We start from the raw sequence: 25,827 nt of genomic DNA, 5'->3' as shown, positions 1-25,827 counted from the left end.
GCAGTTTGCGGGAGGAGGCTGATTTTAATGGAAAAAAAGAAGCTGCTGGCTTTTATTGATGCACATAAAAGTGAAATGTTATCCTTGTGGCAAGAATTAGTTAATCACGATAGTGGCAATGATGATAAGGTCGGAATTGATCTGTTACAAATTAAAATAGGTGAGATTTTAGAAAATTTAGGCGCCGAGGTTCAGTACGTTCATTACGATCAGGCTGGCAATCTGCTGTTGGCTGAGATTAGGCATGACCGAAAAGGTGCACCGATTGTTTTTTTAGGGCATAGTGATACCGTTTTTAAAAAAGGAACTGTTGGAAAAAGACCTTTTACCATTACGGATGGAAAGGCTTTTGGACCAGGTGTTTTGGATATGAAGGGCGGTATTGTCATTATTTTATATGCAATTAAAGCTTTGCAGGCAATTGGATATAACAGTTCTTCTTTCAAAATAATTTTAGCTGGCGATGAAGAAAATGGACACCAAAAATCGGATGCTGCTACCGTGCTGCAACGAGAATTTATTGGTGCACGAGCCGTATTTAATTGTGAAACAGGTTTTGTGGATGATGCAATCATTATTGGTCGTAAGGGTGTAGCTTCTTTTACTATGGAAACTTTTGGGGTAGCAGCTCATGTTGGAAATAATCCGGAAATTGGGCGCAGTGCTATAGTAGAGATCGCACATAAGTTACTGGAAATTGAAAAGCTTACGGATAAGCAAGCGGCTATTTCATTTAATGTAGGAACAATTGAAGGTGGCACGGTGCCCAACTCTACACCGGATTACGCAAAAATAAAAATTGATGTGCGCTTTGGTAAGGAATCCGATATAGCGGTGTTTTCGAAACAACTACAAGCTATTGCTGAACAAACCTATATAGAAGGTACACATACACAATTAAGTTTAGGTGCTTGTCTTAAACCAATGGATACAACACCTGGTGTAGAACAATTATTTAGATTCGTTCAAGCAACAGCAAGAGAAAACAACTTAGGCCCTCTAAAGGCACGAAAAGTCGGTGGAGCATCCGATTCAGCATATGCTGTTTCAAGCGGCATACCAACAGTTTGTGGTATGGGGGTAAAAGGAGAAAGAAATCATAGTAAAGAAGAATATGCAGTTGTAGAGTCTTTATATGAGCGTGCTAAGCTGCTTACACTAGCAGTATTTAACTTAGATGAGGTAAATTTATATCAATGATAGTAGCGAATATATTGATGATTCTATGAAAACATGATATGATAATGAAAATCAATGCTGACTGAAAAAACAGAGGCGTGAAGGATATGAATCCTTTTACGTCTCTGTTTTTTTTATATCAAGGGTGAAACGGTAAGTACTACAAGGTTTTATTTTATCTTGGACATATAACTGGAGGAATTTATTTGGAAATTGTACGTGTAGAAGAAACGTGGCAAAGAGCAGCTGTATATTATATTCGCATTAACGTTTTTGTAAAAGGACAAAATATTCCATTGAAGTTAGAGTTTGATGAAAAAGATGGTGAAAAGGCGAAGTATCTACTTTTACTGGATGACAAAGAACCAATCGCGACGGCAAGATTACAGCTTGTGGATGACAACACAGCAAAGATAGAACGAGTTTGTGTTGTACAAGATTATCAAGGAAAAGGTGTTGGTCGTATACTCATTCAGGCAATGGAGGTATGGGCGAAAGAATATGGTGTGAAAAAAATTATTATTACGAGTCAAGTTCAAGCGCAGGGATTTTATGAAAGTTTAGATTATATAGTTCATCCAGATATACAATTACAGTCGAGTATTCCAATTGTATATACGGAGAAAATTTTATAAATGGAGGCCTTTTTATGACGACGAAAAAAGAAACAGTCCTTTTGACAGATGCAGCGATAAAAAATTTTGAACCTAAAATTGCTACGTCAGAGGATATACATGAAATTAGTGAAGCTGGAGCTTTTGTAAGACAAAATAATTACTTTACGACTCCATTTGGCGATGGCGAAAATGATTTGCCTATAGAAGCAAATCGCTATAGATTGCTTTGGGCACCGATTTGTCCGTGGGCACATCGCCAAATCATTGCTATTCATTTATTAGGATTGCAAGATGTTATTAGTATTGGAACCGCAAATCCGGTTCGCACGGATAAGGGGTGGGAGTTTTCTTTAGATGCAGGCGGCGTAGATCCAGTTTTGGGAATTCGCTATTTACCGGAAATTTATGAAAAAACTGAACCAAATTATACAGGACGTGCAACCGTACCAACCGTTGTTGATGTAAAAACGGGTAAAGTGGTTAATAATGATTATTTTAAATTAACAAATTACTGGGAGCTTGCTTGGAAAAAATTTCAAAAAAAAGATGCACCGGACTTGTATCCGGTTGAATTACGGAGTGAAATTGATAAGCTCAATGATATCATTTTTAATGATGTAAATAATGGCGTATATAAAGCAGGTTTCGCCCAATCTCAAACAGCTTATGAAAAAGCGTATGATGCTTTGTTTGCACGACTTGATCAATTAGAACAAAGGTTAAGTAAGCAACGATATTTATTTGGAAATCAGATTACGGATTCTGACATTCGTTTATATGTTACCTTAGCTCGTTTTGATATAGCATATTATATGGTATTTCGAACGAATCGAAATCGGTTGATTGATTTCCCGAATTTATGGGGTTATGCAAGAGATTTATACCAAACGCCTGGCTTTGGTGACACAACAGATTTTGCTGCCATAAAAAGAGGTTATCATTTAGGAAATCATGCGGAAAATCCTTATCAGATTTTAGCGAAAGGTCCGGATTTGTCTATTTGGTCACAACCGCATCATAGAGAAACGTTAAATAAATAGGGAGGTCATCATATGCCAAATCATGATATAGCTAGACCACGTCCGAAAGAGACAGAAAATGAAATTGATGCGAATGGAGCTTTTGTAAGACAAAATAATCACTTTACGGCTAAATTTGGGCCGCAGGAAAATGAAAACCCGGTTGAAGCTAACCGATATCGTTTGATTTGGGCAAAGGGATGTAACTGGTCAAATAGAGCCGCTATCGTTAGAGAATTATTGGGAATCGATGCTATAAGTGTAAATTTAGTCGGTAGAACAGAACGAACTGTTGATTTAGGCTGGGAATTTTGCTATGACGAGAAGCATAAAGACCCAATTTTAGATGTCGAGTTTTTGAGTGAACTGTATGCAAATGCAGATCCGGAATATAAAGGTCGTGCAACAGTTCCTGCCTTAGTGGATAGTAAAACAAAAAAAGTAATTAACAATGATTATCATAAGTTAACCAATTATTTTGAAGTTGATTTTGCAGAATTTCATAAAGAAAATGCACCTGATTTATATCCTGAAACATTGCGAAGTGAGATAGATAAGTTCAATGAATGGCTTTTTCACAACATCAATAATGGGGTTTATAAAGCGGCTTTTGCACAAACGATCGGCGCTTACAATGATGCATTCAATCATTTTTATAAGGGCTTAGATGAACTTGAAAAACGTCTAGGGAAAAACCGCTTTTTGTTTGGGGATTATGTCTCAGATAGTGATGTGCGTTTCTTTGTCACGTTGGCAAGATTTGATATTTCTTATTACAGACATTTGGGACCAGTTCGAAATCGTATTGTGGATTTTAAAAATATTTGGGGCTATGCGCGCGACTTGTATCAAATTCCAGCCTTTAAAAATAATACATATTTTAAAGATTTGGCAAAGCAGACGGGAAATACGAATACTATTTTTGTAGATTACAATACTCGCTTTTGGAATCAAATTGATTTTGCTGCGTTGTGGGGAGAACCACATGATCGAGCACGACTAAGTAAAGACCCGGATCATAAATTTTTAATATCCAAAAATAAAAAATAAATAAGGGGATCTATAAATGAAAATTAGATATAAAATACAGCGTAAACTATTCGCAGCTATAAGCCTTTTATTGGTAGGAATTATATTAGCTGCTGGTTGTGGCTCAGACCAAGCAGCTTCTTCGGGAAATAAGGATGGTTCTGCGAGGAAAAAAATTGTTGTGGCAACGGGCGGGCAACCTAAACCTTTTAGTTATGTAAATGAAAATAATGAAATAACAGGGTATGATATAGAGACCGTTAAAGCCATCTTTGAAAAACTTCCTCAATATGAACTTTCCTTTGAAAAAACGGAATTTCCTTCGATCTTTGCGGGATTAGATTCGGATCGCTATCAAATCGGGGCTAATAATTTTGCTATGAACAAGGAGCGCAAAGAAAAATATATTTATTCAAAGCCAATATTTAAAAACCAATATGTTATTGCAGTAGCTGCTGACAATAAAAGTATAAATTCCTTTAAAGATCTTCAGGGAAAAACAACTGAAGTTAGTGCAGGAACAAACTATACGACCGCTCTAGAAAATTATAATAAAGAACATACCAGCCAAACTGTCTTATTAAACTATACAGAAGCAGATTTACTGCCTATTTTGCAAAATGTAGAAAGTGGAAAATATGATTTTCAGCTTATTGATGCTGCTATGTTGGAAAATTACATTAAAGATTATGGGCTCAAATTAAAAACGATTTCTTTAACAGCGGAAGAGTCGGATTTAATTGGTGCACCATATAGTTATCTATTAATCAGCAAAGGGAAAGATGGTGAACAGTTAGAAAAAGATATTAATCAAGCATTAGCAGAAGTTATAGCGGATGGTACGATTACAAAAATTAGTCAAAAATACTTTCATAATGATTATGCACCTAAATGATTTTTTTGCTTAATGTAAAGCAAGTTACGGCAATCTCGATTTACTATCAAGAGGGTAGTAGAGATTGCCGTTCTTTATCATAGATGGGGCTGACCTCAGATTTGTGAAGGGTTATTCGTTAAGGAGGATTTATTACATGCCCAATATTTTCGATATCAAACTCGTGTTTACGCAAATACCAAGTTTGTTGCTATATTTACCGGTTACGCTAGAAATCACTATTTTATCCATGGTTATTGGATTACTTCTCGGGTTTATTTTAGCTATCATTAAAGTAAAAGGTATAACATTTTTAACGCAGCTTACAGCAGTTTTTGTCTCTTTTACAAGAGGGACTCCATTGTTGGTGCAGTTATATCTTACGTATTATGGCATCCCTATTTTTTTGCGTTATTATAACTATTACAATGATACAACTTATAATTTAAATAGTATTCCCCCACTGTTATTTGTTTTAGTTACTTTTTCATTAAATGAAGCAGCGTACAATTCGGAAAGTATTCGAGCGGCGATTCAATCTATTGAAAAAGGACAAATTGAAGCAGCGTATTCTTTGGGAATGACTTTTTTTCAAGTCTTATATCGTATTATTATTCCGGAAGCTTTTGTCGTCGCATTACCAACATTAGGTAATGCCTTAATTAGTTTATTGAAAGGTACTTCACTGGCTTTTGTCTGTTCGGTTGTGGAAATAACAGCACAGGGAAAAATTTTAGCCGGATCTAATTATCGCTATTTTGAAGTTTATGTTTCATTAGCTATTATTTATTGGGTTATGACCATTATTATTGAACGAAGTATAAAAGTCATTGAACGAAAATTAACAATACCAGAATGAACGTGCGAATATGTTTTTAAGGAGCATTGATTTTCTATGATCGAAATTAAAAATTTATCCAAAACATTTAAAAAAAATAAGGTCCTTGATCACATTGATCTGACAATTAAAAAAGGTGATGTTGTAGCTGTTATTGGTCCTTCGGGAGCTGGAAAATCAACACTTCTAAGATGTATAAATTTATTGGAAGAGGCAGAAGAGGGAACTATAACAATTGATGGTTTACGAGTCGATGTGAAAAAAAAGACAAAACAAGAATTAATTAATCTTCGCCAAAATACCGCTATGGTTTTTCAACAGTTTAATTTATTCCGTCGTAAGACGGCTTTAGAAAATGTGATGGAAGGCTTAGTTGTCGTCAAGAAACTGGCGAAAAATGAAGCCGAGGAGATTGCAAAGTTTCAGTTGGAGAAGGTTGGTTTAGCAAAACAGATCGACTCCTATCCAAAACAATTATCGGGTGGTCAGCAACAGCGTGTGGCCATTGCACGTGCTTTGGCGATGAATCCTAAACTACTTCTGTTTGATGAACCAACATCCGCATTAGATCCTGAATTAGTCGGTGAAGTACTCGATACAATAAAAGCAACCGCATTGGAAGGCAACACAATGATTTTGGTTTCACATGAGATGAATTTCGTAAAAAAAGTAGCAAATCGGGTTCTGTTTTTGTACAATGGAAAAATTATAGAAGATGGAACACCAAAAGAAGTTTTTGAAAATCCCCAAAATACAAGAACAAAAGAATTTCTTTCTAAAATAGCCTATTCAACGGAACCTGAATATCAAATTTAGGCAGAGTCATTCATAGCATATATCAAAGTAATACGGTGTTTTTTTATATGACAGTACGTTTTGTTAAAAAGAAGAATGGAAAAATTTATAAAAAGTAAAGAGGGTAAAAAAATGGCATTAACATTAAAATCCGTTGAAATGAAAAAAGATGGTGCGTTTAATCGCCAAAAAAATCAATTTTCAATTCCTTTTGGGGAGGAAGTGGGAGAATTGCCAGTTGAAGCGGGGCGATACCGTTTATTATGGTCTCCGGTTTGTCCGTGGGCTCATCGGGCGATTATTGTGAGAAAACTGCTGGGACTAGAAGATGTAATCAGTGTAGGAACTGCAGATCCCATTCGACCGAACCTGCCTCGTACGGATTGGGCATTTACCTTGGATGAGGGCGAGATTGATCCGGTGCTGAAGATTCATTATATTAGTGAAGTATACTATAATGCAGATCCAAACTATACAGGAAGGCCTACTGTCCCAGCAGTTGTAGATATTAAAACAAAAAAGATTGTTAATAATGATTACTTTCGGTTGACTAATTATTTGGAAACGGCATGGAAAAAGTATCATAAGAAAGGAGCACCTGATTTATATCCTGAGTCATTGCGAGACGAGATTGATAAACTTAATGATATTATTTTTCGAGATTTGAATAATGGGGTCTATAGAGCCGGTTTTGCCCAATCGCAAGTTGCTTATGAAGAGGCTTATGATACGATTTTTAATCGGCTGGATGAATTGGAAAAACGTTTAGCAGAGCAGCGATATCTTTTTGGCAGACAAATTACAGATTCTGATGTGAGATTATATGTAACATTAGCGCGGTTTGACGTGGCGTATTATAATGGATTTCGTGTAAATAGAAACCGTCTTGTTGAATTCCCTAATTTATGGGGTTATGCACGGGATTTATATCAGACTGCTGGTTTTGGCGAAACGACTGATTTTGATAGTATTAAGAAACATTATCATTTATCTACGATACAGGGGAATCGTTATGGCATACTTCCAAAAGGTCCGGATATAAAGGTATGGAACACGAAGCATGGCAGAGAAAAAATCGGACAGTAAAATTTCATTACTAATACTTGATAAAAAATATAAATTTGGTGAAACATAGGAAAAGCGAGGGACTTTAATGACATATCGTTTTCAGACACATACTAAATGTATCGATTGGACACGGGTCGCTGAACTTTTGGCGAATTTTGGATTAAGTGATCTGGATGCTGTGACACAGCAAAAAGTATTCCAGAATAGCTATGCTGTTGTCTTTGTTTTTGATCAGGATACGTTAATTGGGTTTGGTAGAGCCATTTCAGATGGTATTTGTCAGGCTGCGATCTATAATATTGCGCTTGATGAAGGGTATCATGGCAAAGGTTTGGGAAAAGAAATTATTAACCGGTTGATAGGTCAGGTTAGTCAGTGCAATATTATCCTTTATACGCATCCCAATACGGTTAGTCTCTATGAGCATCTTGGTTTTCGGAAAATGAAAACAGGAATGGCTATGTATCGTAAAAATCAATTGAAAGAACTTGAGGAAATGAACTTTATTTAGCAGTACTATTGTGGCAGATAAAGCACCGAGTACTTGTTCTCTGACATTGGGCGGGAAATATTGGGTTGCAATTATTGATATTCCCAAATACGAAGAGTAAGCAAAGCGTTCCAATTAAATGATGATCATTTTTGGTTAAGTGGGAGTGATTGTTCATAAGGGCATTCCCCTCCGTTACAAGAAGTCGGGGAATGTACGTCCCTTTGATGCTTGCTTGTTATCGTGTCCAAAAAAAATAACTTTGGGATGGATTTTCTGAATTAGTTCCTTCAGATGCCCAATTGATTTTGCAGCCATCTCGGGATCAAATGACAGGAAGGGAAGGTTATTTTCAAAATTATGTTTGGTGTAAGCACCGTCAAGCGTCAACAATACTGGACCTGATTTTTCAGTTGTTACAAGCACCGATTAATGGCTTTTTGAACTGACCCCCATAAGTTAGATCTAAATCTAATTTATGGGGGTCAGTTCAATCGTTTTATTTCGTTTCCGTTTTTTTATTTTACCAAAACTATAATAATTGATTGAGCTTGCTTTTCGGCTCGTTACCATTTTCTACACGTTTAATATTATTCACAAAGAAATCATATCTTTTTTTATGAAATTTGAGACCATCAGGCATGCCTGCGGTATGAGGAGTAAGTATTACATTAGCCAGATCTCTGAGCTCACTGTCAATTGGAAGGGGTTCAGATTCAAATACATCAAGGCAGGCACCTGAAATATCCCCATTTTTTAATGCAAATATCAAGTCTTGTTCATTGACAATCCCACCGCGAGCTGTATTGACAAAAAGCACGGAATTATTCATTTTTTCAAATACGGATTTGTTGATCAGGTTTTTGGTTTGCTGATTCAGGGCTGCATGTACACTTATTATGTCTGATGTGCGTACAAGAGTATCGAAATCCGTCATTTTCACAAAACTGTCAGATGGTACAACCGTATTTCTTGCATAAACGAGCACATTCATATCAAAAACCTTGCAAAATTCAGCTACTTTTCTACCGACAGCGCCAAATCCGATAATACCAATCGTTTTGTCTTTTAATTCACTCCCTGTATAGTCCAATTGACTTTCATCCATCCTGTTCTTCATGAAAGTATCAAGAAAGGGTATGTTTTTATAATAAGATAATATCAGTGCCATTACGTGCTCGGCTACTGCTTGTGCATTCACGCCTGCGGCATTGGCTGCCCAAATGCCGAGTTGCGTGCAAGACTTGATATCTACATTATCAAATCCTGCACCCGTCTGTACTAATTTTAAATTTTTTGCTATAGAAAGCAGGCTGCTGTCGACTTTAATATGTTCAGGTATGAGTACATGGCAATCTTCAATATGATGTAGCATTTCTTTTCCAGGCGGGACGATTACAATGTCCCAGTTTTTCGGGAAATTCCTTACAATATTTAATTTTGAGGTCTCGCTAAAATAGCCAACAATGAGAATTTTCATTGGTAAACCACCTTTCATGTTCTATGCTATGATTCGAAGAAAAGCCGTTTCGTATTACAAATTTACCATAAAGGTATAGTGTACGAGATTTAAACTGTATATGTGGTAGGAATAAAGCATTGGTTTTGTTACTTCCTTTTATATCTTTTTAGTCGCTGAGAAAGTGTTCCGGTATGTATTTCAAACAAATGATTGTCGAAGTCATAAAAATACAATGACTGGCCTTCGCCTTCTACGCGGGGGCGTGGTTGCTTAAAATCTATACCTAGTTTTCGAATGCGTGATTTATATGTTTCAAAATCTGCTTCTGGTATTTTAAAAGCGATATGGTTGTATGTGCGAATTGGAAGAGACTCTCCTTCCATTATTGCAATCCATTGCCCGCCAATCATGAAGAATTTCTCTCTTGATACTGAAAATGTAGTATCTCCACTAGAGTAAACTTCTTCCGCGTCAAATATTTGTTTGAAAAATTTAGTTGCAAGTTCAAGGTCTCTAACAATAAAAGTTACGTGACTGATGCCTTCTATCACATTATCGCCTCCCGTGAAAATAGTTATTTGACTAGTAGCTTTGTTAATGATAATTTTACATATATAGAATAATACTGTAAAGATCAAATATTTTGTAATATATATTAAATTTTTCTATATATTGAGGGGTGTTTTTATGTACTTTCCCGGTATTGAAGCTTTTTTAGCTATCGTAAAAACTGGAAATTTAAGCAAGGCAGCAGAATCCCTGCACTTATCTCAAGCTACAGTAAGCTATCGATTGAAGACCTTAGAGCAGGAAATGGGTGGAATATTGGTAGAGAGAAGAAAGGGGGAATCCAAAATCAGTCTGACGCCCAAAGGAGAAAATTTTTTTTATATTGCAGAAAGATGGGAGGCCCTCTGGCGGGAAACTCAAGTCTTGCAAACGAATGAAGCTCAATTAAGTTTGGCAATTAGTGTCGCTGAAAGTATAAGCCATTTTGTTTTACCACCGTTATATCAGATGTTACAGCAGCATAATCCAGCGATACGGTTGCAAATTCGAACGCAGCATACGCAGGAAGCGTTTGATAGTATTGAAAGACGTGAGATGGATGTGGCGTTTGTGGTAAGAGAAATAGCTTCGCCATGTGTCACGGTTAAGCCATTTTTTACTGAAGAAATGATGTTGTTGCGTCTTGCTTCACCGAAACGTCAGGCAGTGGATACTGTTGAAATAAAAGAATTGGCACCGCAACACGAAATATTCATAATTTGGAACAAAGAATTTCAATTCAAACATGATCAGTGGTGGGACCCGCATTGCCCTTCGCGCATTCATTTAGATTCGGCAGGGCTTATTACTACTTTTATGAAGGACATCAGGCAATGGGCTATCGTCCCGGCTTCTGTAGGTACACACATGATACAAAATGGACAGTTTGTCCTGCAGAAGTTATCAGAGCCAATTCCGCAAAGAATATGCTATAAGGCAACCCATAAATTTCCTTACACGGCTTTAAATAAGACACTTTGCATTCTTGACAATTATCTGCAGACTATATTTGGCGTATAGGTCGTTACCTTAATAATTCATTTGGACAAAAAATAGGTCGAGGCAAGCAATTTGTTTTTTGCTTACCTCGACATTTGTTATAGAACCCTAAGAATAAATCTTCTTAAAGCATTTGTGTTGCAGTCGTTACGGTTATTTCTAATACGGCACGAATCCAGGAAAACTTTTCCTTCATATGATCGAAATCATCACCCGATTTTATAAAACGGGTCGTTCCTTTTACAATAAAACCGGTTCCTTTCGCTTTGTAACCTTCTATTTCTCTGCTGGCAATGGATAGAATAACCTGGTTATGAACACTAAGGTTTTTTTCTGTTTTGTTAAAGCCAGAAACTGGAATTAATAGTTTGTCGTCAGGTGTAACTACTATATAATTATTCCAAGTATTGACTAAATGCGGACCAGCATCACCATTCGTTACAATGCTGACGGCTCCATCTACGGGATGCGAAAGTACGTCCAATAATTTTTTGTTAAGCATAAGAATCATCCTTTTCTGTTTAAGTAAATTTAGGTATCGACCGATGCAATGTGGTTCGTACGATTATTGTACAAACCAGCTAGATTACACTGTATATAATAATATGTTGTATATCGGATAGTCCTATTATAAAATAAAACTACCCATAATCACAGTGACAGTTTTATTTTATAATAGGGGGTCAGATTTTTCGGAATTTGACAATAGATATTACTATCTATACGGACGGTAGTTAAAATTTTTCAATTAAATGAGTTGGGTGAGCGTAATGTTTATATTGGATCATAATGGTCAGCAACCATTACATTCTAAAATCTATGATCAGCTTAAAAATAAAATATTATCGGGGGAATTATCTCCCAAGACGAAACTTCTATCTATTAAAAACCTAGCTGGCGAATTATCGGTAAGCCGTAATACGGTGGAATATGCCTATCAACAGTTATGTGCAGAAGGGTATATATACAGCAAGCCAAGAAGTGGATACTATGTGTCATTCATAGATCCGGAATTTCTTTCAGCAGCTTTTCATCCCATCAACACATATTCCCCAAAGGCCTTTGCCGACGAAAAAGTATATGCTTTTGATTTTCATCCGGCTTGTCTTTCACCAGGGAGTTTTCCTATTAACTTGTGGCGTAAGCTTTATACAGAGTGTTTAAAAGCAAGTCCGAAGCAACTTGCTTTCTATAGTAATCAACAAGGCGATTTTGCATTACGCTGCCAGATTCAAAGATATTTAGCGCGTTCTCGGGGTGTTTCTTGTGAGCCTGATCAAATCATCGTTTGCTCTGGGCTTCAGGATAGTCTTTCAATTCTCGCACCCATATTGAGAGAAAATCATTCTAACTTTGCCATGGAAGATCCTGGACATTTCATTTCCAAAACTGTTTTCCGTAATCATTCCTTTTCCCTCATGCCCATACCAGTAAATTCAGATGGTCTAGACTTGGAATTTTTACAAAATACGAATAGTACAGTTGTATATGTCACACCTTCTCACCAATTTCCATTAGGTTGTGTTATGCCTGTGGTAAATAGACTGAAGTTGATTAATTGGGCAGAAACCGTTGGCGGTGTCATTATTGAAGATGACTATGATAGTGAATTGAGGTACTTTGGAAAACCAATTCCAGCCTTGCAAGGATTGCACCCGCAAGGCAATATAGTATATATAGGGACTTTTTCTAAAGTATTATCTCCAGCACTTCGAATAAGCTATATGATCCTGCCTTATCAATTGCTCAGCCTATATCGTAGGTTATTTGCCAATTATTCTACGAATGTTTCATTATTAGATCAGAGAACATTAACTATGTTTATGGAACAAGGATACTGGGAACGACATCTGCGCAAAATGCGAACGCTCTATAAAAAGAAGCATGATGCAATAATTCAATCTATCCAACATCATTTCGGCGATCAAGCTAACATTATCGGACAGGGAGCGGGACTCCACATTGTTTTAGAGTTAGTTGGTAATTCTCTTAATGAAACGGAACTTATAAACCGTGCGCAGGAAAAGAATGTAAAACTATTTTCACTTTCTAGTACATATCTGCATAAAAGCAGTAATAATTCTCAAATAATGCTTGGCTTTGGTGGTATGAGTAATCATGAAATTGATCGGGGCATAGAGCTATTATATCAAGCTTGGTATTCTTAAATATAACAATTTTGTATATTGATTTTGCGTCTTCCATGACTTACTATAAAGCTAGGTGTACTTGCGAACCGTCTTAGAAAATATTGTGAACAGCGAGGCTCATTAGAGGGACGTTTTCAACAGGTGGTTACATAAGCGCCACTGATAAAATAGTCGAAATCGTGAAAACAAAGGAGCGATATTATGATAAACAAAGTATTAATTTCCGGTGCGAATAAAGGGATTGGTTTTGAAACTGCCCGCCAATTAGGTCAACAAGGTTGGTCAATCTTATTGGGAGCACGTAGTGAGGAACGTGGCTTAGCCGCTGTGGCGAAGCTTAAAGCTAGTGGTGTCAAGGCGGAATGGATCAAAGTAGATTTGAATGATGTGTCAACGATTCAGGCTGCTGCGAAATATATTCAAGCCAATCATGCTGACTTGAATGTTTTGATTAATAATGCCGGTATCCCCGGTGACATGCATAAGGATGCTTTAGATTTCACTACTGTTGAATTACGGGAAGTTTTTGATGTGAATTTCTTTGGAAACTTTGAAATGATTAAAGCCTTTACACCTATATTAGCGGCTAATAATGGGCGTATCTTGAATTTGAGCATCCCAACAGTTGCCAAAGATTTCTTTTCACCTTTCGCTTATATGACTAGTAAAGCATCACTAAACTCAATGATTGCGGCTTTTGGCGCGTATTATACAAAAAATAATATCTCAGTTGAAATATTTGGTGTGATGCCGGGCGGGATTACGACTGACTTGAACGGAAATACGACAGGACCATTCATGAAGACACTTCCGCAAGGGGGCAAGATTATTGTTGACCTTTTAACGGATGGAAAGCATCACCAAGGCAAGGTATTGAACGAATATGGTGTGGCTATGGATTATGAAGCTAATTACTCACTAAAAGCGTAAAATCCATATTAAGACGGCAAAATAACGGGCGTATTATGAATAGATAAAGACGAGGTGCTGACAATGGCAATTTACATCACAGGTGATATTCACGGTGAGCCACGAGAACGGTTTGCCGAACCTTTTGCCAACCTAACGGCTGATGATATTGTTATCGTTTGCGGAGATTTTGGCTTGCCGTGGTGGTCTGCTAAATATGGCAAGTCTTGGGGTGATAAAAAACGGTTGAATTGGCTTGCAAAACAGCCATATACAACCGTTTTTGTCGATGGTAATCACGAAAATTTTCATTTGCTAAATAATTTACCAATAAAAATATGGAATGGTGGGCGAGTGCATGAAGTACGGTCAAACGTGCTGCACTTGATGCGTGGGGAGATTTTTGATATTTGTGGGCTGAAAATCCTTGCGTTTGGTGGCGCACATTCTACTGACAGGAAGTACCGGGTTTTGGATTTATCATGGTGGAAAGAAGAAATTCACAACCAGGCAGACGTGGAAAATCTTAAAACGAACCTACAAACTGTAGACTATAAAGTGGATATTGTTATAACACATGCTGCACCCGTGCGGTTTTTGCACCCCAAAACGAAAGATATAGGAATTGACTGGAGCTTTTTTTGTGACGAGGTGGCTGAGCTGCTAACGGAGATTGAGTCACAGATTCAATATAAAATGTGGTATTTTGGTCACTATCATTTAGATTGGGTAGATCAAGAATGCCGTTGCCGTGGTATTTATACAGAGATTGATCAAATTTTATAAGTTAATAGAGAAATAATGTTGCTTCTATGTCAAGATTTAGATAAAGATAATAGTCGTTTTTTATTGCGCTTTGTGCCTTGAATACAGAGAAAGGTATGGATATAAAATGAGTGAGACAACAATAAATGTAGGTTATCTGGCTGATTATCCCGACATGATTCTTACCTGTGCAAGCTGGGCGTATGGTCAATGGGGCTGTCAGTCTGGTGGATCATTAAAACATGCGGTGGCTCGTTTTACAGAAGGAGCAAACAAAGAAAGAATACCGCTTACATTGGTGGCGTTAGATAAGAAAAAGCCAGTTGGAATGATTAGTTTATGGAAGTCTGATTTTAATAAGAGACCCGATTTATCGCCGTGGGTAGCATCTTTATTTGTCCATCCGTTTTATCGTAGTAATCATATTGCTTCATTTTTAATAGAAAAATTGGAAGTTGAAGCTCGTCGTCTAGGTTATATACGCTTATTTCTTGTTACTGAAGAAGCAAAGAATCTATATATCAGACATAAATGGGAAGAGTTAGAACAGGTTAAAACAATTCATGGTCAGGCTGTACTTATGCGCAAAGACTTATCTTGATTTACCTGCTTTTGGTTGATATACGATGAATTTCCTAGTGTGAATTTATTAGATGAGCACTTTCAATATTCGGCGATTTCTAAGTATGGAAAACTGTCCATAGTAGAATGCTGTAGCAGAAGAGACTTTCAAAATGATTGAAACAAAATTTGTTAAGCAAAACACCTTTCCCATCAATATGAATATGAATATGGATCGAATAACTGCTATGCTTATTTACAGATTAAAAGATAAAGTTCAAGTTGGTAATATCTCCTAAAAACCACAAAAAAACATGATTTTCATAATAAAAAAATCATGTTTTAGCCTATTTTTACTTGCAATCGTTACGAAGTGTAATATAATTATAGATAGGTGGAAATTAAAAAAGTCGCCGTGTCCCAAGAGTGCGCTAACACTCTTTAGGCACGAGCAGGTGTGTTGGCACCTACACGTAACAGCTAGCTGTCTACGACGACAATTTATTATACCGTGATTTTCCTTGGGTGACAAGGGAGATGGTTTGTTCGGTATGATATGATTGAAGTTTTGACAGGAGCTTAGCGTCTGCATGCAATTAAGATATAGCAAAGCGCATGTGTAGGTTGAATAAACCCGCGCATGCGCTTTTTTGATTTCCCCTGAAACAAACTGTAGGGTGGGTTCCTTTATTGGATTACAATAGAGAAACCCCTTGCAGGATGAGGATGGGGGATATAAATGATGATAAAAAATGTATTTGATTCGCTGGTTGGCACGATGGAGCATGAAAATTTGGCCGGACTCGATTTAGGGAAGTATTCTAGTGAATATTATTATGCCAATGAAAAAGTTCTTGTGTATCAGAGAAAAATCAAGAGTGCTTTGCCCGTGGAATTGCAGGAAACCTTGGTAGATTTGGATGATGAATATAACTGTATGATGACGAGCGGAATGGACGTATATTATCGACAAGGTTTTTCCGATGCAGTTCGGTTGATTATGGAGACAATGAGTTGGTCACCAACGCGGAGTTAGAAGGAACGAAACACCCCAGTGATTTTATCGCTGGGGTGTTTCGTTGTGCGCCAAATCTCAAGAAAATCGGTAAATTGCTAGTTTGAGAAACATGAACGACGAAAGCTATTTGCTATAAAAAGAATGGTGAATATGAAAAGACTCCATTGACATAAATTAACAGAGATGTTATTGTAATCGTATATATGACAATGAAATAATAAATTAGAATGATGGTTATAGGAGAGATCGCGAAAGCGGCGCCGAAGGAGCAAGAACTTTGTCAAACTCTCAGGTAAAAAGAACCATAACCGGACTAAACTCTGGAGAGAACGCTCAGATAATGGGCGTCACCGATGGGGAGCCTTTTAGGCAAAACTCTCAGGTACAACAGACAGAGACAAAGGTGGATTCGTCCGCCTTTGTCTCTGTCTTTATTTTTTGCCCAAATATAAGAAAGAAGAGGAGAGAAACTATGATAGAAGCAAAAAAGACACCTCTATATGAAACTCATCTGGAATATGGTGGTAAAATCGTTGAATTTGGTGGATGGTTACTCCCTGTGCAGTATAGCGGGATTTTAGAGGAACATCGAGCCGTTAGAGAAAAGGCGGGACTCTTTGATGTTTCGCATATGGGCGAGGTTTTGGTCAAAGGCGCTGATTCTTTGGCATTTCTACAAAATTTAGTAACAAATGATGTATCTCGCCTTACCCAGCATAAAATACAATATACGCCAATGTGTTATAAAGATGGTGGTATCGTTGACGATCTACTGATTTATAAGCAGGGCGAAGAGGAATATTTATTGGTCATCAATGCGGCTAATATTGAAAAAGATTGGCAGTGGATGCAGGAGAACAAAGAAAACTTTCAGGTAGAACTAACCAATGTATCTGCTAAAACGGCACAATTGGCATTGCAAGGACCCCTGGCACAGAGTATTCTTAGCCATTTGACAGATACGAACCTAGAGGAACTAGCATATTATTGGTTTTTACCAAACGTAATCGTAGCCGGTAAGGAGGTTCTTATATCAAGAACTGGGTATACTGGTGAGGATGGTTTTGAAATTTACTGTCAGGCTGAGGATGCTGCCGAACTGTGGGCTGCGATCATGGCTGTGGGGAAACCTTATGGATTATTGCCAGTGGGGTTAGGTTGTAGAGATACCTTGCGTTTTGAAGCTTGTTTTCCATTATATGGGCATGAGTTATCCAAGGATATTTCACCGCTCGAAGCCGGTATTGGGATGTTTGTGAAGCTTGATAAAGGTGAGTTTAATGGTCAGGCTGCTTTGGCAGAGCAAAAGAAAAATGGTGTAAAACGTAAGAGCGTTGGCTTTGTCGTAACTGGTCGAGGCATTGCTCGGGCGGAATATCCAGTGATGGCTGAAGGCAGGCGTATTGGTATAGTAACCACAGGAACCTATGCACCAACTTTAGAGAAGAATATTGGTCTTGCTTTAGTGGAAACTGAGTTTGCGAAGGTTGGTCAAGAGTTTGCGATAGAAATTCGCGGTAAAAACGTAGCAGTGCAGGTGATTCCTAAACCGTTTTATAAAAGAGAGGGGCAACAAGTATGAATATTCCAGCAGAATTAAAGTATTCACGTGACCATGAATGGGTAAAAATTGAGGGTAATCAGGCAACAGTAGGCATTACGGATTATGCACAGTCTCAGCTTGGCGATGTGGTTTTTGTTGAAGTGCCTATCGCTGATACGAGTCTCGTTGTGGGAGCGGGATTTTGCGTGGTAGAGTCAGTGAAAGCGGTGTCTGATATTTATGCGCCAGTTGGCGGCGAAATTGTCAAAATAAATGATGCACTTACCGATACGCCAGAAATAATAAATGAAGATCCTTATGGCGAAGGATGGATCGCAGTAATCAAAATAGCCGATCAAGCCGAGTTAGATAATTTACTGAGCAGCGAGGAGTACGAAAAATTTATAACGGAGGAAGGTAATTAAAATGGCATGGAGCTATTTACCTCATACCGATGAAGACCGACGAACGATGCTAGCGGCAATTGGCGTAGAAAAGGTGGAAGAAATTTTTTGTGATATCCCTGATAAATTATTATTTAAAAGGCCACTTGATTTACCACCGGCAATGTCTGAACCTGAACTCGTCAACGCAATGCAGAAGTTGGCGGGGAAAAATGCCAATCTACAGGAGTATACCTGCTTTCTAGGGGCGGGAGCTTATGATCACTACATTCCAAGTGTGGTTGATCATGTGATCGGGCGGTCGGAGTTTTATACTGCGTATACGCAATATCAGCCAGAGATATCACAAGGCTATTTGCAGGCCTTGTGGGAATATCAGAGTATGATTTGCCAGTTAACCGGCATGGAGGTTTCCAATGCTTCGATGTATGACGGTGGGACTGCCTTAGCTGAGGCGGCGATGATGGCTTGCAGTGTTACGCGCCGAAGTGAAGTACTGGTCGCGAGTACCGTACATCCGAATTATCGTGAGGTACTTCATACCTATGGAAGGGATCGGGATTATACAATAACAGAGCTAGGCTACGCGGATGGTACTGTCAATTTGGCAGAAGCTACCCAGCTCATGAGTAAAAATGTAGCGGCGATCATTCTTCAATCACCGAACTTTTTCGGCTGTATTGAAGATGTGAAAAAAATTGCTGAGACCGCGCATGCGCAAGGCGCACTCCTTATCGTTGCGGTTGATCCGATTTCCTTAGGCCTTTTAGAAGCACCGGGCGTACTCGGTGCTGATATCGTAGTCGGCGAAGGTCAGCCGATGGGGTTAGCACCTGCTTTTGGCGGCCCTTATTTAGGCTTTTTTGCGGTGAATGAAAAACTCATGCGTAAAATGCCGGGGCGTATCGTCGGGCAGACAGTAGACCATGAGGGCAATCGTGGCTTTGTGTTAACTTTGCAGGCAAGAGAACAACATATTCGCAGGGAAAAGGCGACTTCCAATATCTGCTCGAATGAAGCACTATGTGCCTTGACCGCAGCTGTCTATTTAAGTGCTGTCGGTAAAATCGGTTTACAGAAAGTAGCGGGATTGTCGCTGCAAAAAGCGCATTACGCTTGCCGTGAACTGACAAAATTGAATGGATTTAGCAGTGTTTTTGATGTAAGTTATTTTAAAGAGTTTGTGATCCGTTGCCCAAAACCTGTAGCCGAAATCAATGCGGAATTATTACAGGAAAAAATAATTGGCGGACTCGATCTAGGGTGTTATTATCCAGAACTTAAAAACTGTATGCTCCTCTGTGTAACAGAAAACAGAACACAGGGCGATATTGATAAATTGGTTGAAAAATTGGGGGCGATGGTATGAGAAAAGCAAAAGCCTTAATTTTTGAAATAAGCAAAGCAGGTCGCTGCGGATTAGATCTGCCGAAATGTGATGTGCCAGAAGAAGCAATTGCTTCACTGATTCCCCAAGAATTTTTACGGAAAGAGCCTGCGCCATTGCCAGAGATTAGTCAGCTCGATTTAATGCGGCATTATACGCAATTGTCGCAGCGCAACTTTGGTGTGGATTCTGGTTTTTATCCACTGGGTTCGTGTACGATGAAGTATAATCCAAAAGTGAATGAGGATGTTTGTCGGTATCCCGGCTTTTCTTTGGTGCATCCACTGCAGCAGCCGGAAACTGTGCAGGGGGCACTAGAACTACTTTATGATATGGAGCAGTATCTTGCCGAGATTGCTGGTATGGATGCGATTACGATGCAGCCAGTTGCTGGGGCGCATGGTGAATTGACAGGGCTAAAACTGATTCGTGCGTATCATCGCCATAGAGGGGAAACGCGAACGAAGGTAATCGTTCCAGATTCCGCGCATGGTACCAATCCTGCTTCGGCTGCTGTATGTGGACTTGAAATCGTGGAAATAAAATCAAATGAAGATGGATCGATTAATCTAGGCGCCCTCCGCGAAGCAGTTGGTAAAGATACGGCGGCACTCATGTTGACGAATCCGAGCACCTTGGGCTTATTTGAGACGAATATTGAAGAGATTGCCAGTATCGTTCATGAAGCCGGAGGCTTGTTATATTATGATGGAGCGAACGCCAATGCGATTCTGGGTATCGTTAGACCTGGTGATATGGGCTTTGATGTGGTTCATTTTAATCTACATAAGACCTTTGGTACACCACATGGGGGCGGCGGTCCGGGCGCTGGTGCTGTCGGAGTAAAGAGCAGTCTTGCACCATTTTTACCAACGCCGATTATTACCTTTGATGGCAGTAAATATGATCTCGATCATAATCGTTCAGAATCTATTGGCAAGGTACATTCTTTTTATGGAAATTTTGGTGTGATTGTTCGTGGTTATGCCTATATCCGTGCTTTGGGACCAGATGGACTGCGGCAGGCCAGTGAGGATGCCGTAATGAACGCGAATTACTGCTTGAGTCAATTGAAGGAACAGTATCATGCACCTTTTGACCGTTTCTGCATGCATGAATGTATCTTAAACTCCAAGAAACAAGCTCAATATGGGATTCATACCCTCGATCTTGCGAAACGTCTGCTAGATTATGGCTACCATCCACCAACGATTTATTTTCCAATGATTGTAGAAGAAGCAATGATGATTGAACCGACGGATACTGAAAGCAAAGAAACATTGGATGCTTTTATCGCTGTAATGATTAAAATTGCGCAAGAAGCTGAGTCGGATGCAACAGAGATTAAGAGTGCACCCCATACGACGGTCGTTGGTCGTTTGGACGAAACTTTAGCGGCTCGTAAGCCGGTGCTAAGATGGCAGGCATGATCCGTTTTGCCTACCCAAATCAGACAAAATCCGTTAGTGTAACCGCTGCGCATTGCGAGCAAGATTGTGCACATTGCGGTGGTCATTACCTAAAACATATGCTGCCAATTTCAGCAATGGCGGCGAGTAGTGCCACGAGTTTTTTAATCAGTGGCGGCTGCGGTTCCGATGGAAAAGTTCCGATTGTCGAGCATGTTGCAGAGCTAAAAGAGTTAAAGCAGGGCAGACGGTACAATCTCCATGTAGGCTTGATCGATGAAGCAGAAATCTCACAAATCGCGGAGATTGCCGATTGTGTTTCTTTTGATTTTATTGGTGATGATGAAACGATTCGTGAAGTATTGGGTATTAAGCGGACGGTACAGGATTATATCCATTGTTATCAAGCGTTACGTCAGCAGGTGAAAGTGATGCCGCATATTTGCATCGGACTACAGGGCGGTGAACTTAAGGGCGAGTATCGTGCGATCGAACTTTTGCGAGAACTCGGTGTAGACAGCTTAACTTTTATTGTTTTTACGCCAACGCGCAAAACGCGGTATGCCGAGTATTCAACGCCAAAGATGGAAGAAGTCGTAGAACTATTAAAGTGGGCGAGAAAAACTTGTCCGTCGATCCCGATTCATTTAGGTTGTATGCGACCAGGGGGGCGATATCGTAGTGAGATTGATCAATGGGCGGTTAAAATCGGACTCGATACGATTGTGAATCCTACCCCTAAAGCTGTGGAACTAGCAAACGAACTAGGCAGGACGATTCAGCGAAGTGAGGAGTGCTGTGTATTATGAACTTTTGGAAAATTTCAGCAGGTACAGCTTGTGTCATTGGCAAGAAGAAAATCAAGGCGAATGCTCTGCCAACGACTGCTTATATCATGCTCGGAGAAAAGTGCAAAAACAATTGCCAGTTTTGTGCCCAGTCACGGGAAAGTGCAGCACGGACAGACTTGCTTTCCCGCGTGACTTGGCCGACGGTTGCGATTGAAGAAGCTACGGCTGGGATCAATGCTGCTTATACCGCAGGCAAATTAAAACGGGCTTGCTTACAGGTGGTAGACAGTTCTGATAGCTGGGAACATACGGTGCGAGCCGTTGAGTCCCTACATAACCGTAGTGAAGTGCCAATCTGCGTAGGAAGTCATCTAGAAACAGTAGAGCAGGCGGAAGAACTGGTAGCAAGAGGCGCAGAAAGGGTTTGTATTGCACTAGATGCCGTTACGCCAGCATTATATGCAAACGTGAAAAATGGTGATTGGGCTGCTACGTGGAATCTACTGCTAGCCTGTGCAGAAGCCTTACCGGGGCGTATTACTACGCATCTCATCGTTGGCTTGGGTGAAAGTGAAGAAGAGATGGTGCAGCGGATGGCAATCTGTATCGACAAAAGCATCAGCATTGGCTTATTTGCCTTTACGCCTGTACGTGGAACTGCTTTAGCAGAGAAACTACCGCCGGACATTGCTACGTATCGGCGCATTCAGATTGCGCATCAATTGCTTAAACGTGGCTATTCGCAAGACGTTATTGCTTACCAAAATGGTTGTATTTCCGCGTATAAAGTACCAGAAGCAGAGCTGTTTGCAGTATTGCTGGATGGGCAGGCTTTTCAAACGAGTGGCTGCATGGATTGTAATCGTCCTTATTATAATGAACGCCCCGGTGGCGTTATGTACAATTATCCTCATCCACTTACTTTACTTGAAGTGATGGAGGCAATAGAGGTGTGTGGGATTGTTAGGGGAGTGCATGATGAATTGGCGAATTATTAACAGTGGAATCGCGGATGCCGCAACCAATATGGCAGTTGATGAAGCCATACTACTGGCACACAGTGCAGGCAAAGTTCCCCCGACCCTCAGATTTTATGGCTGGAAGCCAGCGGCGGTTAGTTTAGGCTATTTTCAACGGTCTAAGTCTGAAATCGATGTAGAGCAATGTAAAAAGCAGCAAATTGATGTGGTGCGCAGGTTAACTGGCGGCAGAGCGGTGCTGCATGATGCTGAGTTAACCTATAGCATCGTAGTGCGGGAAGATGCTCCACAGATTCCGCGGACGATTACGGCATCGTATTGCTATTTTAGTAAGGGACTGTTAGCAGGGCTTGAACAGTTGGGGGTCAAAGCGGAAATGACAGTGCCAATCGCGGCGTATGGACAGAAAAAAAAGCAACCTGCGTCAGCGGCTTGCTTTGATGCTCCTTCGTATTATGAGCTTACCGTAGCAGCGCGAAAGCTTGTCGGTAGTGCGCAAGTGCGTAAAAACGGTGTTATCTTACAACATGGCTCCTTGCTTTTACGGTTTTCCGCTGAGCAGTTCGTAGATTTATTGCGAATGCAATCAGAAGAAAAACGAGAACAGATGATTCAAATGTTAAAAAGCAGGGCGACTTCTCTGGAAGAAGTGCTAGGCAGATCTGTCACTTGGGAGGAAGTGTATTGTCCGATGCCAGAAGGGTTTGCAACGGCACTTGGAATACAGCTGGAGTGCGGTGAACTTACTGCAGAGGAACAGGCGATAAGTACGGAGCTTGCTGCCACAAAATATAGTCAGGATTCTTGGAATATGCTGCGTTGAGATGTATAGCAAATAGCGAAATCGATGGAGGGAAAAACATGCAATATGATGTAGCGGTAATCGGTGGCGGTCCCGGTGGCTATGTTGCTGCCATACGAGCTGCCCAGCTAGGTGGAAAGGTTTTATTAATAGAAAAAGATCAATTGGGCGGCGTCTGTTTAAACCGTGGTTGTATACCAACGAAGACTTTGCTAAAGAGTGCAGAAAAATGGCAGGAACTAAAAAAATGCGCTGCGTTTGGTTTGCAGGCGGATAACATAGGGTTTAACTTTGCTGCAATTATGGAGCGGAAAAATCAAGTGGTACGTAAACTGCGGGGCGGGATTGAGCAGTTGATTAAAAGCAACGCGATCGACCTAGTACATGGGACGGCGATGCTAGAGAACGCGAATCGCTTGAATGTTAAGCAGGATGATGGACAAATCAGTTATGAAGCAAAAAACATCATCCTTGCTACAGGGTCTGTGCCCATGCGTTTACCGATACCAGGGCAGGAGTTGGATGACGTCATTGACAGCAATCAGCTGCTAGAAATGACCGAGGTACCGCGCAGTATGATCGTGATCGGTGGCGGTGCGGTAGGCATCGAGTTTGCCGCTATTTTTCAAGCCTTTGGCTGTGAAGTTACCGTAGTAGAGATGCTTCCAACCATTTTACCGAATGTCGATCATGATCTAGTGAAACGGGTAGGCATTCCGCTGCGTAAACAGGGCATCAAAATGCTGACCAAGACGAAAGTGACGAGTATCGAAGCAAGTGCCGACGGTGTAAAGGTTTTCCTTGATAATGGTAAGGGGCTTCAAGTGCTTGCAGTTGAAAAAGTATTGATCGCAACTGGACGAAACCCTGTAGTAGAGGGACTTGGTCTTGAAACGGTGGGAGCTCAATATAGCAAGCACGGTATCAAAGTGAATGATAAAATGGAGACCAATATAGCAGGCATTTACGCCATCGGCGATACAACTGGACAAGAAATGTGGGCCCACGCCGCTTCGGCAGAAGGTATGGTTGCCGCCGAAAATGCAATGGGCGGCAATAGTACTATGGATTACAGCGCAGTGCCAGGCTGTATATTTACGACGCCAGAAGTAGCGATGGTTGGCATTACCGAGCAAGCGGCTGAGGCACAAAACATAGCGATAAAAGTCAGCAAATTTAACTTCGCTAGCAACGGCAAGGCTGTTTCCATGGGTGAAACAGATGGGCTAGTAAAAATCATCACCAATGCTGATACCGGCAAAGTTATAGGTATGCACATCCTCGGTGCCCATGCCAGCGACCTCATCATGGAAGGTGCCATCGCCATTCGTAATGGTCTAACAGCAGAGGATATCGCGAAAACAATTCATCCTCATCCTAGTTTATCCGAGACAGTAATGGAAAGTGCCCATGGGATCAATGGGGATATAATTCATCAGGTTTTGTTGAAGGGACGGTAGTGCTTTGATAAAATCACGAGTTGCGTTGGGCACAGTTATAAAAATAAAGCATCTTGCATTAGGCTTTAACAAAGTTTTGAAAAGTAAAAATCTGATGCGTTTTAATATTGCATCAGATTTTTTAAAATTTTATAATAAATATTGGAGTAAAAAAATAGAGAAACCCCTTGCAAAATGAGGATGGATGATATAAATGATGAAAAATGTAACTGTATGATGAGCGGAATGGACGTATATTATCGACACCGTTTTTCCGTTAAAGTCTGGCTGATTATGGAGACAATGACTTGGTCACCAACGCAGAGTTAGAAGGAACGGTGCACGTTTATGGTAGAATGAAAGCAGTATTTATCGAAAAGGAAGATTAAGCTGACATAGCAGGAAGTCAATGCACTGGAAAACTGTATTATGGATTTGATGGCAGAAAACAAACGCTTGTAGCAGCAGCTTTAATAACGAAAGTTTTGTGGAAATAAATACCACAGTAAATAGGATAGATAATTTAAAGGGACATTCAAGAATTTATCATAAAATAAGAGGATAGAACATTAAATTTCATATAATCTGTCGATCTACAATAATGCAATTTTATAAGGGGTACGACAGATTTTCATATGTGCTATATTTAGTCAGTTAGAGGCTAAAATAATAGAACTTTTTTTGTGATTTATGTGGTAAAATAATATATTATATAGTATAGACAGAAAAAGTGGATTCTTATACTGAAAA

28 protein-coding genes and 1 riboswitch are annotated in these 25,827 nt (G+C 39.7%); of the genes, 24 read left to right on the top strand and 4 right to left on the bottom strand.

The genetic code is table 11. The features are described from left to right. Positions 1 to 27 precede the first annotated feature (27 nt). From F606_RS0116855 to F606_RS0116815, 9 genes are all read left to right on the top strand, one after another. Positions 28 to 1,200: a M20 family metallopeptidase gene (locus F606_RS0116855; RefSeq protein WP_019555065.1), complete on the top strand. Its 1,173-nt coding sequence runs from the start codon at positions 28 to 30 to the stop codon at positions 1,198 to 1,200. A 185-nt stretch (positions 1,201 to 1,385) separates the two neighbouring features. After that, positions 1,386 to 1,814, top strand: coding sequence for a GNAT family N-acetyltransferase (locus F606_RS0116850; protein WP_019555064.1), 429 nt, complete (start codon positions 1,386 to 1,388; stop codon positions 1,812 to 1,814). A 14-nt stretch (positions 1,815 to 1,828) separates the two neighbouring features. Then, positions 1,829 to 2,836: a glutathione S-transferase family protein gene (locus F606_RS0116845; protein WP_019555063.1), complete on the top strand. Its 1,008-nt coding sequence runs from the start codon at positions 1,829 to 1,831 to the stop codon at positions 2,834 to 2,836. A gap of 12 nt (positions 2,837 to 2,848) precedes the next feature. Next, a complete protein-coding gene (locus tag F606_RS0116840) occupies positions 2,849 to 3,865 on the top strand; it encodes a glutathione S-transferase C-terminal domain-containing protein (RefSeq protein WP_019555062.1) in 1,017 nt (338 codons plus the stop codon). Positions 3,866 to 3,881: 16 nt separating this feature from the next. After that, the gene (locus F606_RS0116835; protein ID WP_019555061.1) at positions 3,882 to 4,739 is read left to right on the top strand and encodes a transporter substrate-binding domain-containing protein; all 858 of its coding nucleotides are present in this window, start codon (positions 3,882 to 3,884) and stop codon (positions 4,737 to 4,739) included. A 136-nt stretch (positions 4,740 to 4,875) separates the two neighbouring features. Beyond that, complete coding sequence (locus tag F606_RS0116830) at positions 4,876 to 5,577, top strand: amino acid ABC transporter permease (RefSeq protein WP_019555060.1); 702 nt, start codon at positions 4,876 to 4,878, stop codon at positions 5,575 to 5,577. 36 nt (positions 5,578 to 5,613) lie between these two features. After that, entirely contained in the window at positions 5,614 to 6,372 is a 759-nt protein-coding gene (locus F606_RS0116825; RefSeq protein WP_019555059.1) for an amino acid ABC transporter ATP-binding protein, read from the top strand. Between the two features lie 111 nt (positions 6,373 to 6,483). Further along, a complete protein-coding gene (locus F606_RS0116820; protein ID WP_019555058.1) occupies positions 6,484 to 7,437 on the top strand; it encodes a glutathione S-transferase family protein in 954 nt (317 codons plus the stop codon). Between the two features lie 67 nt (positions 7,438 to 7,504). Further along, complete coding sequence (locus tag F606_RS0116815) at positions 7,505 to 7,930, top strand: GNAT family N-acetyltransferase (RefSeq protein WP_019555057.1); 426 nt, start codon at positions 7,505 to 7,507, stop codon at positions 7,928 to 7,930. A gap of 174 nt (positions 7,931 to 8,104) precedes the next feature. On the opposite strand, the gene F606_RS23545 is transcribed toward F606_RS0116815, so the two are convergent. The 3 genes from F606_RS23545 to fosX all read right to left on the bottom strand — a co-directional run bounded on the left by F606_RS23545 (position 8,105) and on the right by fosX (position 9,922). Then, positions 8,105 to 8,335 carry an MBL fold metallo-hydrolase gene (locus F606_RS23545; RefSeq protein WP_019555056.1) on the bottom strand — a complete coding sequence of 77 codons (231 nt, stop codon included), beginning with the start codon at positions 8,333 to 8,335 and terminating at the stop codon, positions 8,105 to 8,107. Between the two features lie 106 nt (positions 8,336 to 8,441). Beyond that, the gene (locus F606_RS0116805; protein WP_154651202.1) at positions 8,442 to 9,407 is read right to left on the bottom strand and encodes an NAD(P)-dependent oxidoreductase; all 966 of its coding nucleotides are present in this window, start codon (positions 9,405 to 9,407) and stop codon (positions 8,442 to 8,444) included. Positions 9,408 to 9,517: 110 nt separating this feature from the next. Next, positions 9,518 to 9,922, bottom strand: coding sequence for a FosX/FosE/FosI family fosfomycin resistance hydrolase (gene fosX, locus F606_RS0116800; RefSeq protein WP_019555054.1), 405 nt, complete (start codon positions 9,920 to 9,922; stop codon positions 9,518 to 9,520). A gap of 136 nt (positions 9,923 to 10,058) precedes the next feature. Here fosX and F606_RS0116795 point away from each other — a divergent pair, with 136 nt between their 5' ends. Then, on the top strand, positions 10,059 to 10,940 hold the full coding sequence (locus F606_RS0116795; protein ID WP_019555053.1) for a LysR family transcriptional regulator: 882 nt from the start codon (positions 10,059 to 10,061) through the stop codon (positions 10,938 to 10,940). A gap of 103 nt (positions 10,941 to 11,043) precedes the next feature. On the opposite strand, the gene F606_RS0116790 is transcribed toward F606_RS0116795, so the two are convergent. Continuing rightward, positions 11,044 to 11,421: a pyridoxamine 5'-phosphate oxidase family protein gene (locus tag F606_RS0116790; protein ID WP_019555052.1), complete on the bottom strand. Its 378-nt coding sequence runs from the start codon at positions 11,419 to 11,421 to the stop codon at positions 11,044 to 11,046. 268 nt (positions 11,422 to 11,689) lie between these two features. On the opposite strand from F606_RS0116790, the gene pdxR reads away from it, so the two are divergent. From pdxR to F606_RS23865, 14 genes are all read left to right on the top strand, one after another. Next, positions 11,690 to 13,087, top strand: a complete 1,398-nt coding sequence (pdxR, locus tag F606_RS0116785; RefSeq protein WP_019555051.1) for a MocR-like pyridoxine biosynthesis transcription factor PdxR — start codon at positions 11,690 to 11,692, stop codon at positions 13,085 to 13,087. Positions 13,088 to 13,270: 183 nt separating this feature from the next. After that, entirely contained in the window at positions 13,271 to 13,999 is a 729-nt protein-coding gene (locus F606_RS0116780) for an SDR family NAD(P)-dependent oxidoreductase (RefSeq protein WP_019555050.1), read from the top strand. Positions 14,000 to 14,062: 63 nt separating this feature from the next. Beyond that, positions 14,063 to 14,764, top strand: a complete 702-nt coding sequence (locus tag F606_RS21510) for a metallophosphoesterase family protein (protein WP_019555049.1) — start codon at positions 14,063 to 14,065, stop codon at positions 14,762 to 14,764. Between the two features lie 106 nt (positions 14,765 to 14,870). After that, complete coding sequence (locus F606_RS0116770; protein WP_019555048.1) at positions 14,871 to 15,344, top strand: GNAT family N-acetyltransferase; 474 nt, start codon at positions 14,871 to 14,873, stop codon at positions 15,342 to 15,344. A gap of 699 nt (positions 15,345 to 16,043) precedes the next feature. Further along, positions 16,044 to 16,340: a hypothetical protein gene (locus tag F606_RS0116760; RefSeq protein WP_019555046.1), complete on the top strand. Its 297-nt coding sequence runs from the start codon at positions 16,044 to 16,046 to the stop codon at positions 16,338 to 16,340. A gap of 209 nt (positions 16,341 to 16,549) precedes the next feature. Continuing rightward, positions 16,550 to 16,637: riboswitch (glycine riboswitch) on the top strand. Positions 16,638 to 16,794: 157 nt separating this feature from the next. Continuing rightward, entirely contained in the window at positions 16,795 to 17,904 is a 1,110-nt protein-coding gene (gene gcvT, locus F606_RS0116755) for a glycine cleavage system aminomethyltransferase GcvT (RefSeq protein ID WP_019555045.1), read from the top strand. Then, positions 17,901 to 18,290 (top strand): glycine cleavage system protein GcvH, encoded by a 390-nt coding sequence (gene gcvH, locus F606_RS0116750; protein ID WP_019555044.1) that lies wholly within the window; start codon positions 17,901 to 17,903, stop codon positions 18,288 to 18,290. The genes gcvT and gcvH overlap by 4 nt, the downstream gene beginning before the upstream one ends. Position 18,291: 1 nt before the next feature. After that, positions 18,292 to 19,638 (top strand): aminomethyl-transferring glycine dehydrogenase subunit GcvPA, encoded by a 1,347-nt coding sequence (gcvPA, locus tag F606_RS0116745; protein WP_019555043.1) that lies wholly within the window; start codon positions 18,292 to 18,294, stop codon positions 19,636 to 19,638. Further along, positions 19,635 to 21,086 (top strand): aminomethyl-transferring glycine dehydrogenase subunit GcvPB, encoded by a 1,452-nt coding sequence (gene gcvPB / locus F606_RS0116740; protein ID WP_019555042.1) that lies wholly within the window; start codon positions 19,635 to 19,637, stop codon positions 21,084 to 21,086. Before gcvPA ends, gcvPB begins: the two co-directional genes overlap by 4 nt. Then, on the top strand, positions 21,074 to 21,874 hold the full coding sequence (locus tag F606_RS0116735) for a LipS1 family lipoyl synthase (RefSeq protein ID WP_154651201.1): 801 nt from the start codon (positions 21,074 to 21,076) through the stop codon (positions 21,872 to 21,874). The genes gcvPB and F606_RS0116735 overlap by 13 nt, the downstream gene beginning before the upstream one ends. Beyond that, positions 21,871 to 22,854 (top strand): LipS2 family lipoyl synthase, encoded by a 984-nt coding sequence (locus F606_RS0116730; RefSeq protein ID WP_019555040.1) that lies wholly within the window; start codon positions 21,871 to 21,873, stop codon positions 22,852 to 22,854. The genes F606_RS0116735 and F606_RS0116730 overlap by 4 nt, the downstream gene beginning before the upstream one ends. Further along, entirely contained in the window at positions 22,832 to 23,659 is an 828-nt protein-coding gene (locus tag F606_RS0116725) for an octanoyltransferase LipM (RefSeq protein ID WP_245542143.1), read from the top strand. Before F606_RS0116730 ends, F606_RS0116725 begins: the two co-directional genes overlap by 23 nt. A 38-nt stretch (positions 23,660 to 23,697) precedes the next feature. Beyond that, positions 23,698 to 25,098 carry a dihydrolipoyl dehydrogenase gene (gene lpdA, locus F606_RS0116720; RefSeq protein WP_019555038.1) on the top strand — a complete coding sequence of 467 codons (1,401 nt, stop codon included), beginning with the start codon at positions 23,698 to 23,700 and terminating at the stop codon, positions 25,096 to 25,098. Positions 25,099 to 25,278: 180 nt separating this feature from the next. Next, positions 25,279 to 25,407 (top strand): hypothetical protein, encoded by a 129-nt coding sequence (locus F606_RS23865; protein WP_281166781.1) that lies wholly within the window; start codon positions 25,279 to 25,281, stop codon positions 25,405 to 25,407. The last annotated feature ends 420 nt before the right edge of the window (positions 25,408 to 25,827 follow it).

Origin of the sequence: Propionispira raffinosivorans DSM 20765 (genome assembly GCF_000381065.1) — a bacterium.
Classification (GTDB): domain Bacteria; phylum Bacillota; class Negativicutes; order Selenomonadales; family Selenomonadaceae; genus Propionispira; species Propionispira raffinosivorans.
The sequence above is the reverse complement of the archived record's forward strand: the minus strand, read 5'-3'. Positions and strand labels throughout refer to the sequence as shown.

Coding starts and splice junctions, on each gene's coding strand:
- F606_RS0116855 (WP_019555065.1), top strand. CDS start 28: ATGGAAAAAAAGAAGCTGCTGGCTTTTATTGATGCACATAAAAGTGAA.
- F606_RS0116845 (WP_019555063.1), top strand. CDS start 1,829: ATGACGACGAAAAAAGAAACAGTCCTTTTGACAGATGCAGCGATAAAA.
- F606_RS0116840 (WP_019555062.1), top strand. CDS start 2,849: ATGCCAAATCATGATATAGCTAGACCACGTCCGAAAGAGACAGAAAAT.
- F606_RS0116835 (WP_019555061.1), top strand. CDS start 3,882: ATGAAAATTAGATATAAAATACAGCGTAAACTATTCGCAGCTATAAGC.
- F606_RS0116830 (WP_019555060.1), top strand. CDS start 4,876: ATGCCCAATATTTTCGATATCAAACTCGTGTTTACGCAAATACCAAGT.
- F606_RS0116825 (WP_019555059.1), top strand. CDS start 5,614: ATGATCGAAATTAAAAATTTATCCAAAACATTTAAAAAAAATAAGGTC.
- F606_RS0116820 (WP_019555058.1), top strand. CDS start 6,484: ATGGCATTAACATTAAAATCCGTTGAAATGAAAAAAGATGGTGCGTTT.
- F606_RS0116815 (WP_019555057.1), top strand. CDS start 7,505: ATGACATATCGTTTTCAGACACATACTAAATGTATCGATTGGACACGG.
- F606_RS0116805 (WP_154651202.1), bottom strand. CDS start 9,407: ATGAAAGGTGGTTTACCAATGAAAATTCTCATTGTTGGCTATTTTAGC.
- F606_RS0116795 (WP_019555053.1), top strand. CDS start 10,059: ATGTACTTTCCCGGTATTGAAGCTTTTTTAGCTATCGTAAAAACTGGA.
- F606_RS0116790 (WP_019555052.1), bottom strand. CDS start 11,421: ATGCTTAACAAAAAATTATTGGACGTACTTTCGCATCCCGTAGATGGA.
- pdxR (WP_019555051.1), top strand. CDS start 11,690: ATGTTTATATTGGATCATAATGGTCAGCAACCATTACATTCTAAAATC.
- F606_RS0116780 (WP_019555050.1), top strand. CDS start 13,271: ATGATAAACAAAGTATTAATTTCCGGTGCGAATAAAGGGATTGGTTTT.
- F606_RS21510 (WP_019555049.1), top strand. CDS start 14,063: ATGGCAATTTACATCACAGGTGATATTCACGGTGAGCCACGAGAACGG.
- F606_RS0116770 (WP_019555048.1), top strand. CDS start 14,871: ATGAGTGAGACAACAATAAATGTAGGTTATCTGGCTGATTATCCCGAC.
- F606_RS0116760 (WP_019555046.1), top strand. CDS start 16,044: ATGATGATAAAAAATGTATTTGATTCGCTGGTTGGCACGATGGAGCAT.
- gcvT (WP_019555045.1), top strand. CDS start 16,795: ATGATAGAAGCAAAAAAGACACCTCTATATGAAACTCATCTGGAATAT.
- gcvH (WP_019555044.1), top strand. CDS start 17,901: ATGAATATTCCAGCAGAATTAAAGTATTCACGTGACCATGAATGGGTA.
- gcvPA (WP_019555043.1), top strand. CDS start 18,292: ATGGCATGGAGCTATTTACCTCATACCGATGAAGACCGACGAACGATG.
- gcvPB (WP_019555042.1), top strand. CDS start 19,635: ATGAGAAAAGCAAAAGCCTTAATTTTTGAAATAAGCAAAGCAGGTCGC.
- F606_RS0116735 (WP_154651201.1), top strand. CDS start 21,074: ATGGCAGGCATGATCCGTTTTGCCTACCCAAATCAGACAAAATCCGTT.
- F606_RS0116730 (WP_019555040.1), top strand. CDS start 21,871: ATGAACTTTTGGAAAATTTCAGCAGGTACAGCTTGTGTCATTGGCAAG.
- F606_RS0116725 (WP_245542143.1), top strand. CDS start 22,832: ATGATGAATTGGCGAATTATTAACAGTGGAATCGCGGATGCCGCAACC.
- lpdA (WP_019555038.1), top strand. CDS start 23,698: ATGCAATATGATGTAGCGGTAATCGGTGGCGGTCCCGGTGGCTATGTT.
- F606_RS23865 (WP_281166781.1), top strand. CDS start 25,279: ATGGATGATATAAATGATGAAAAATGTAACTGTATGATGAGCGGAATG.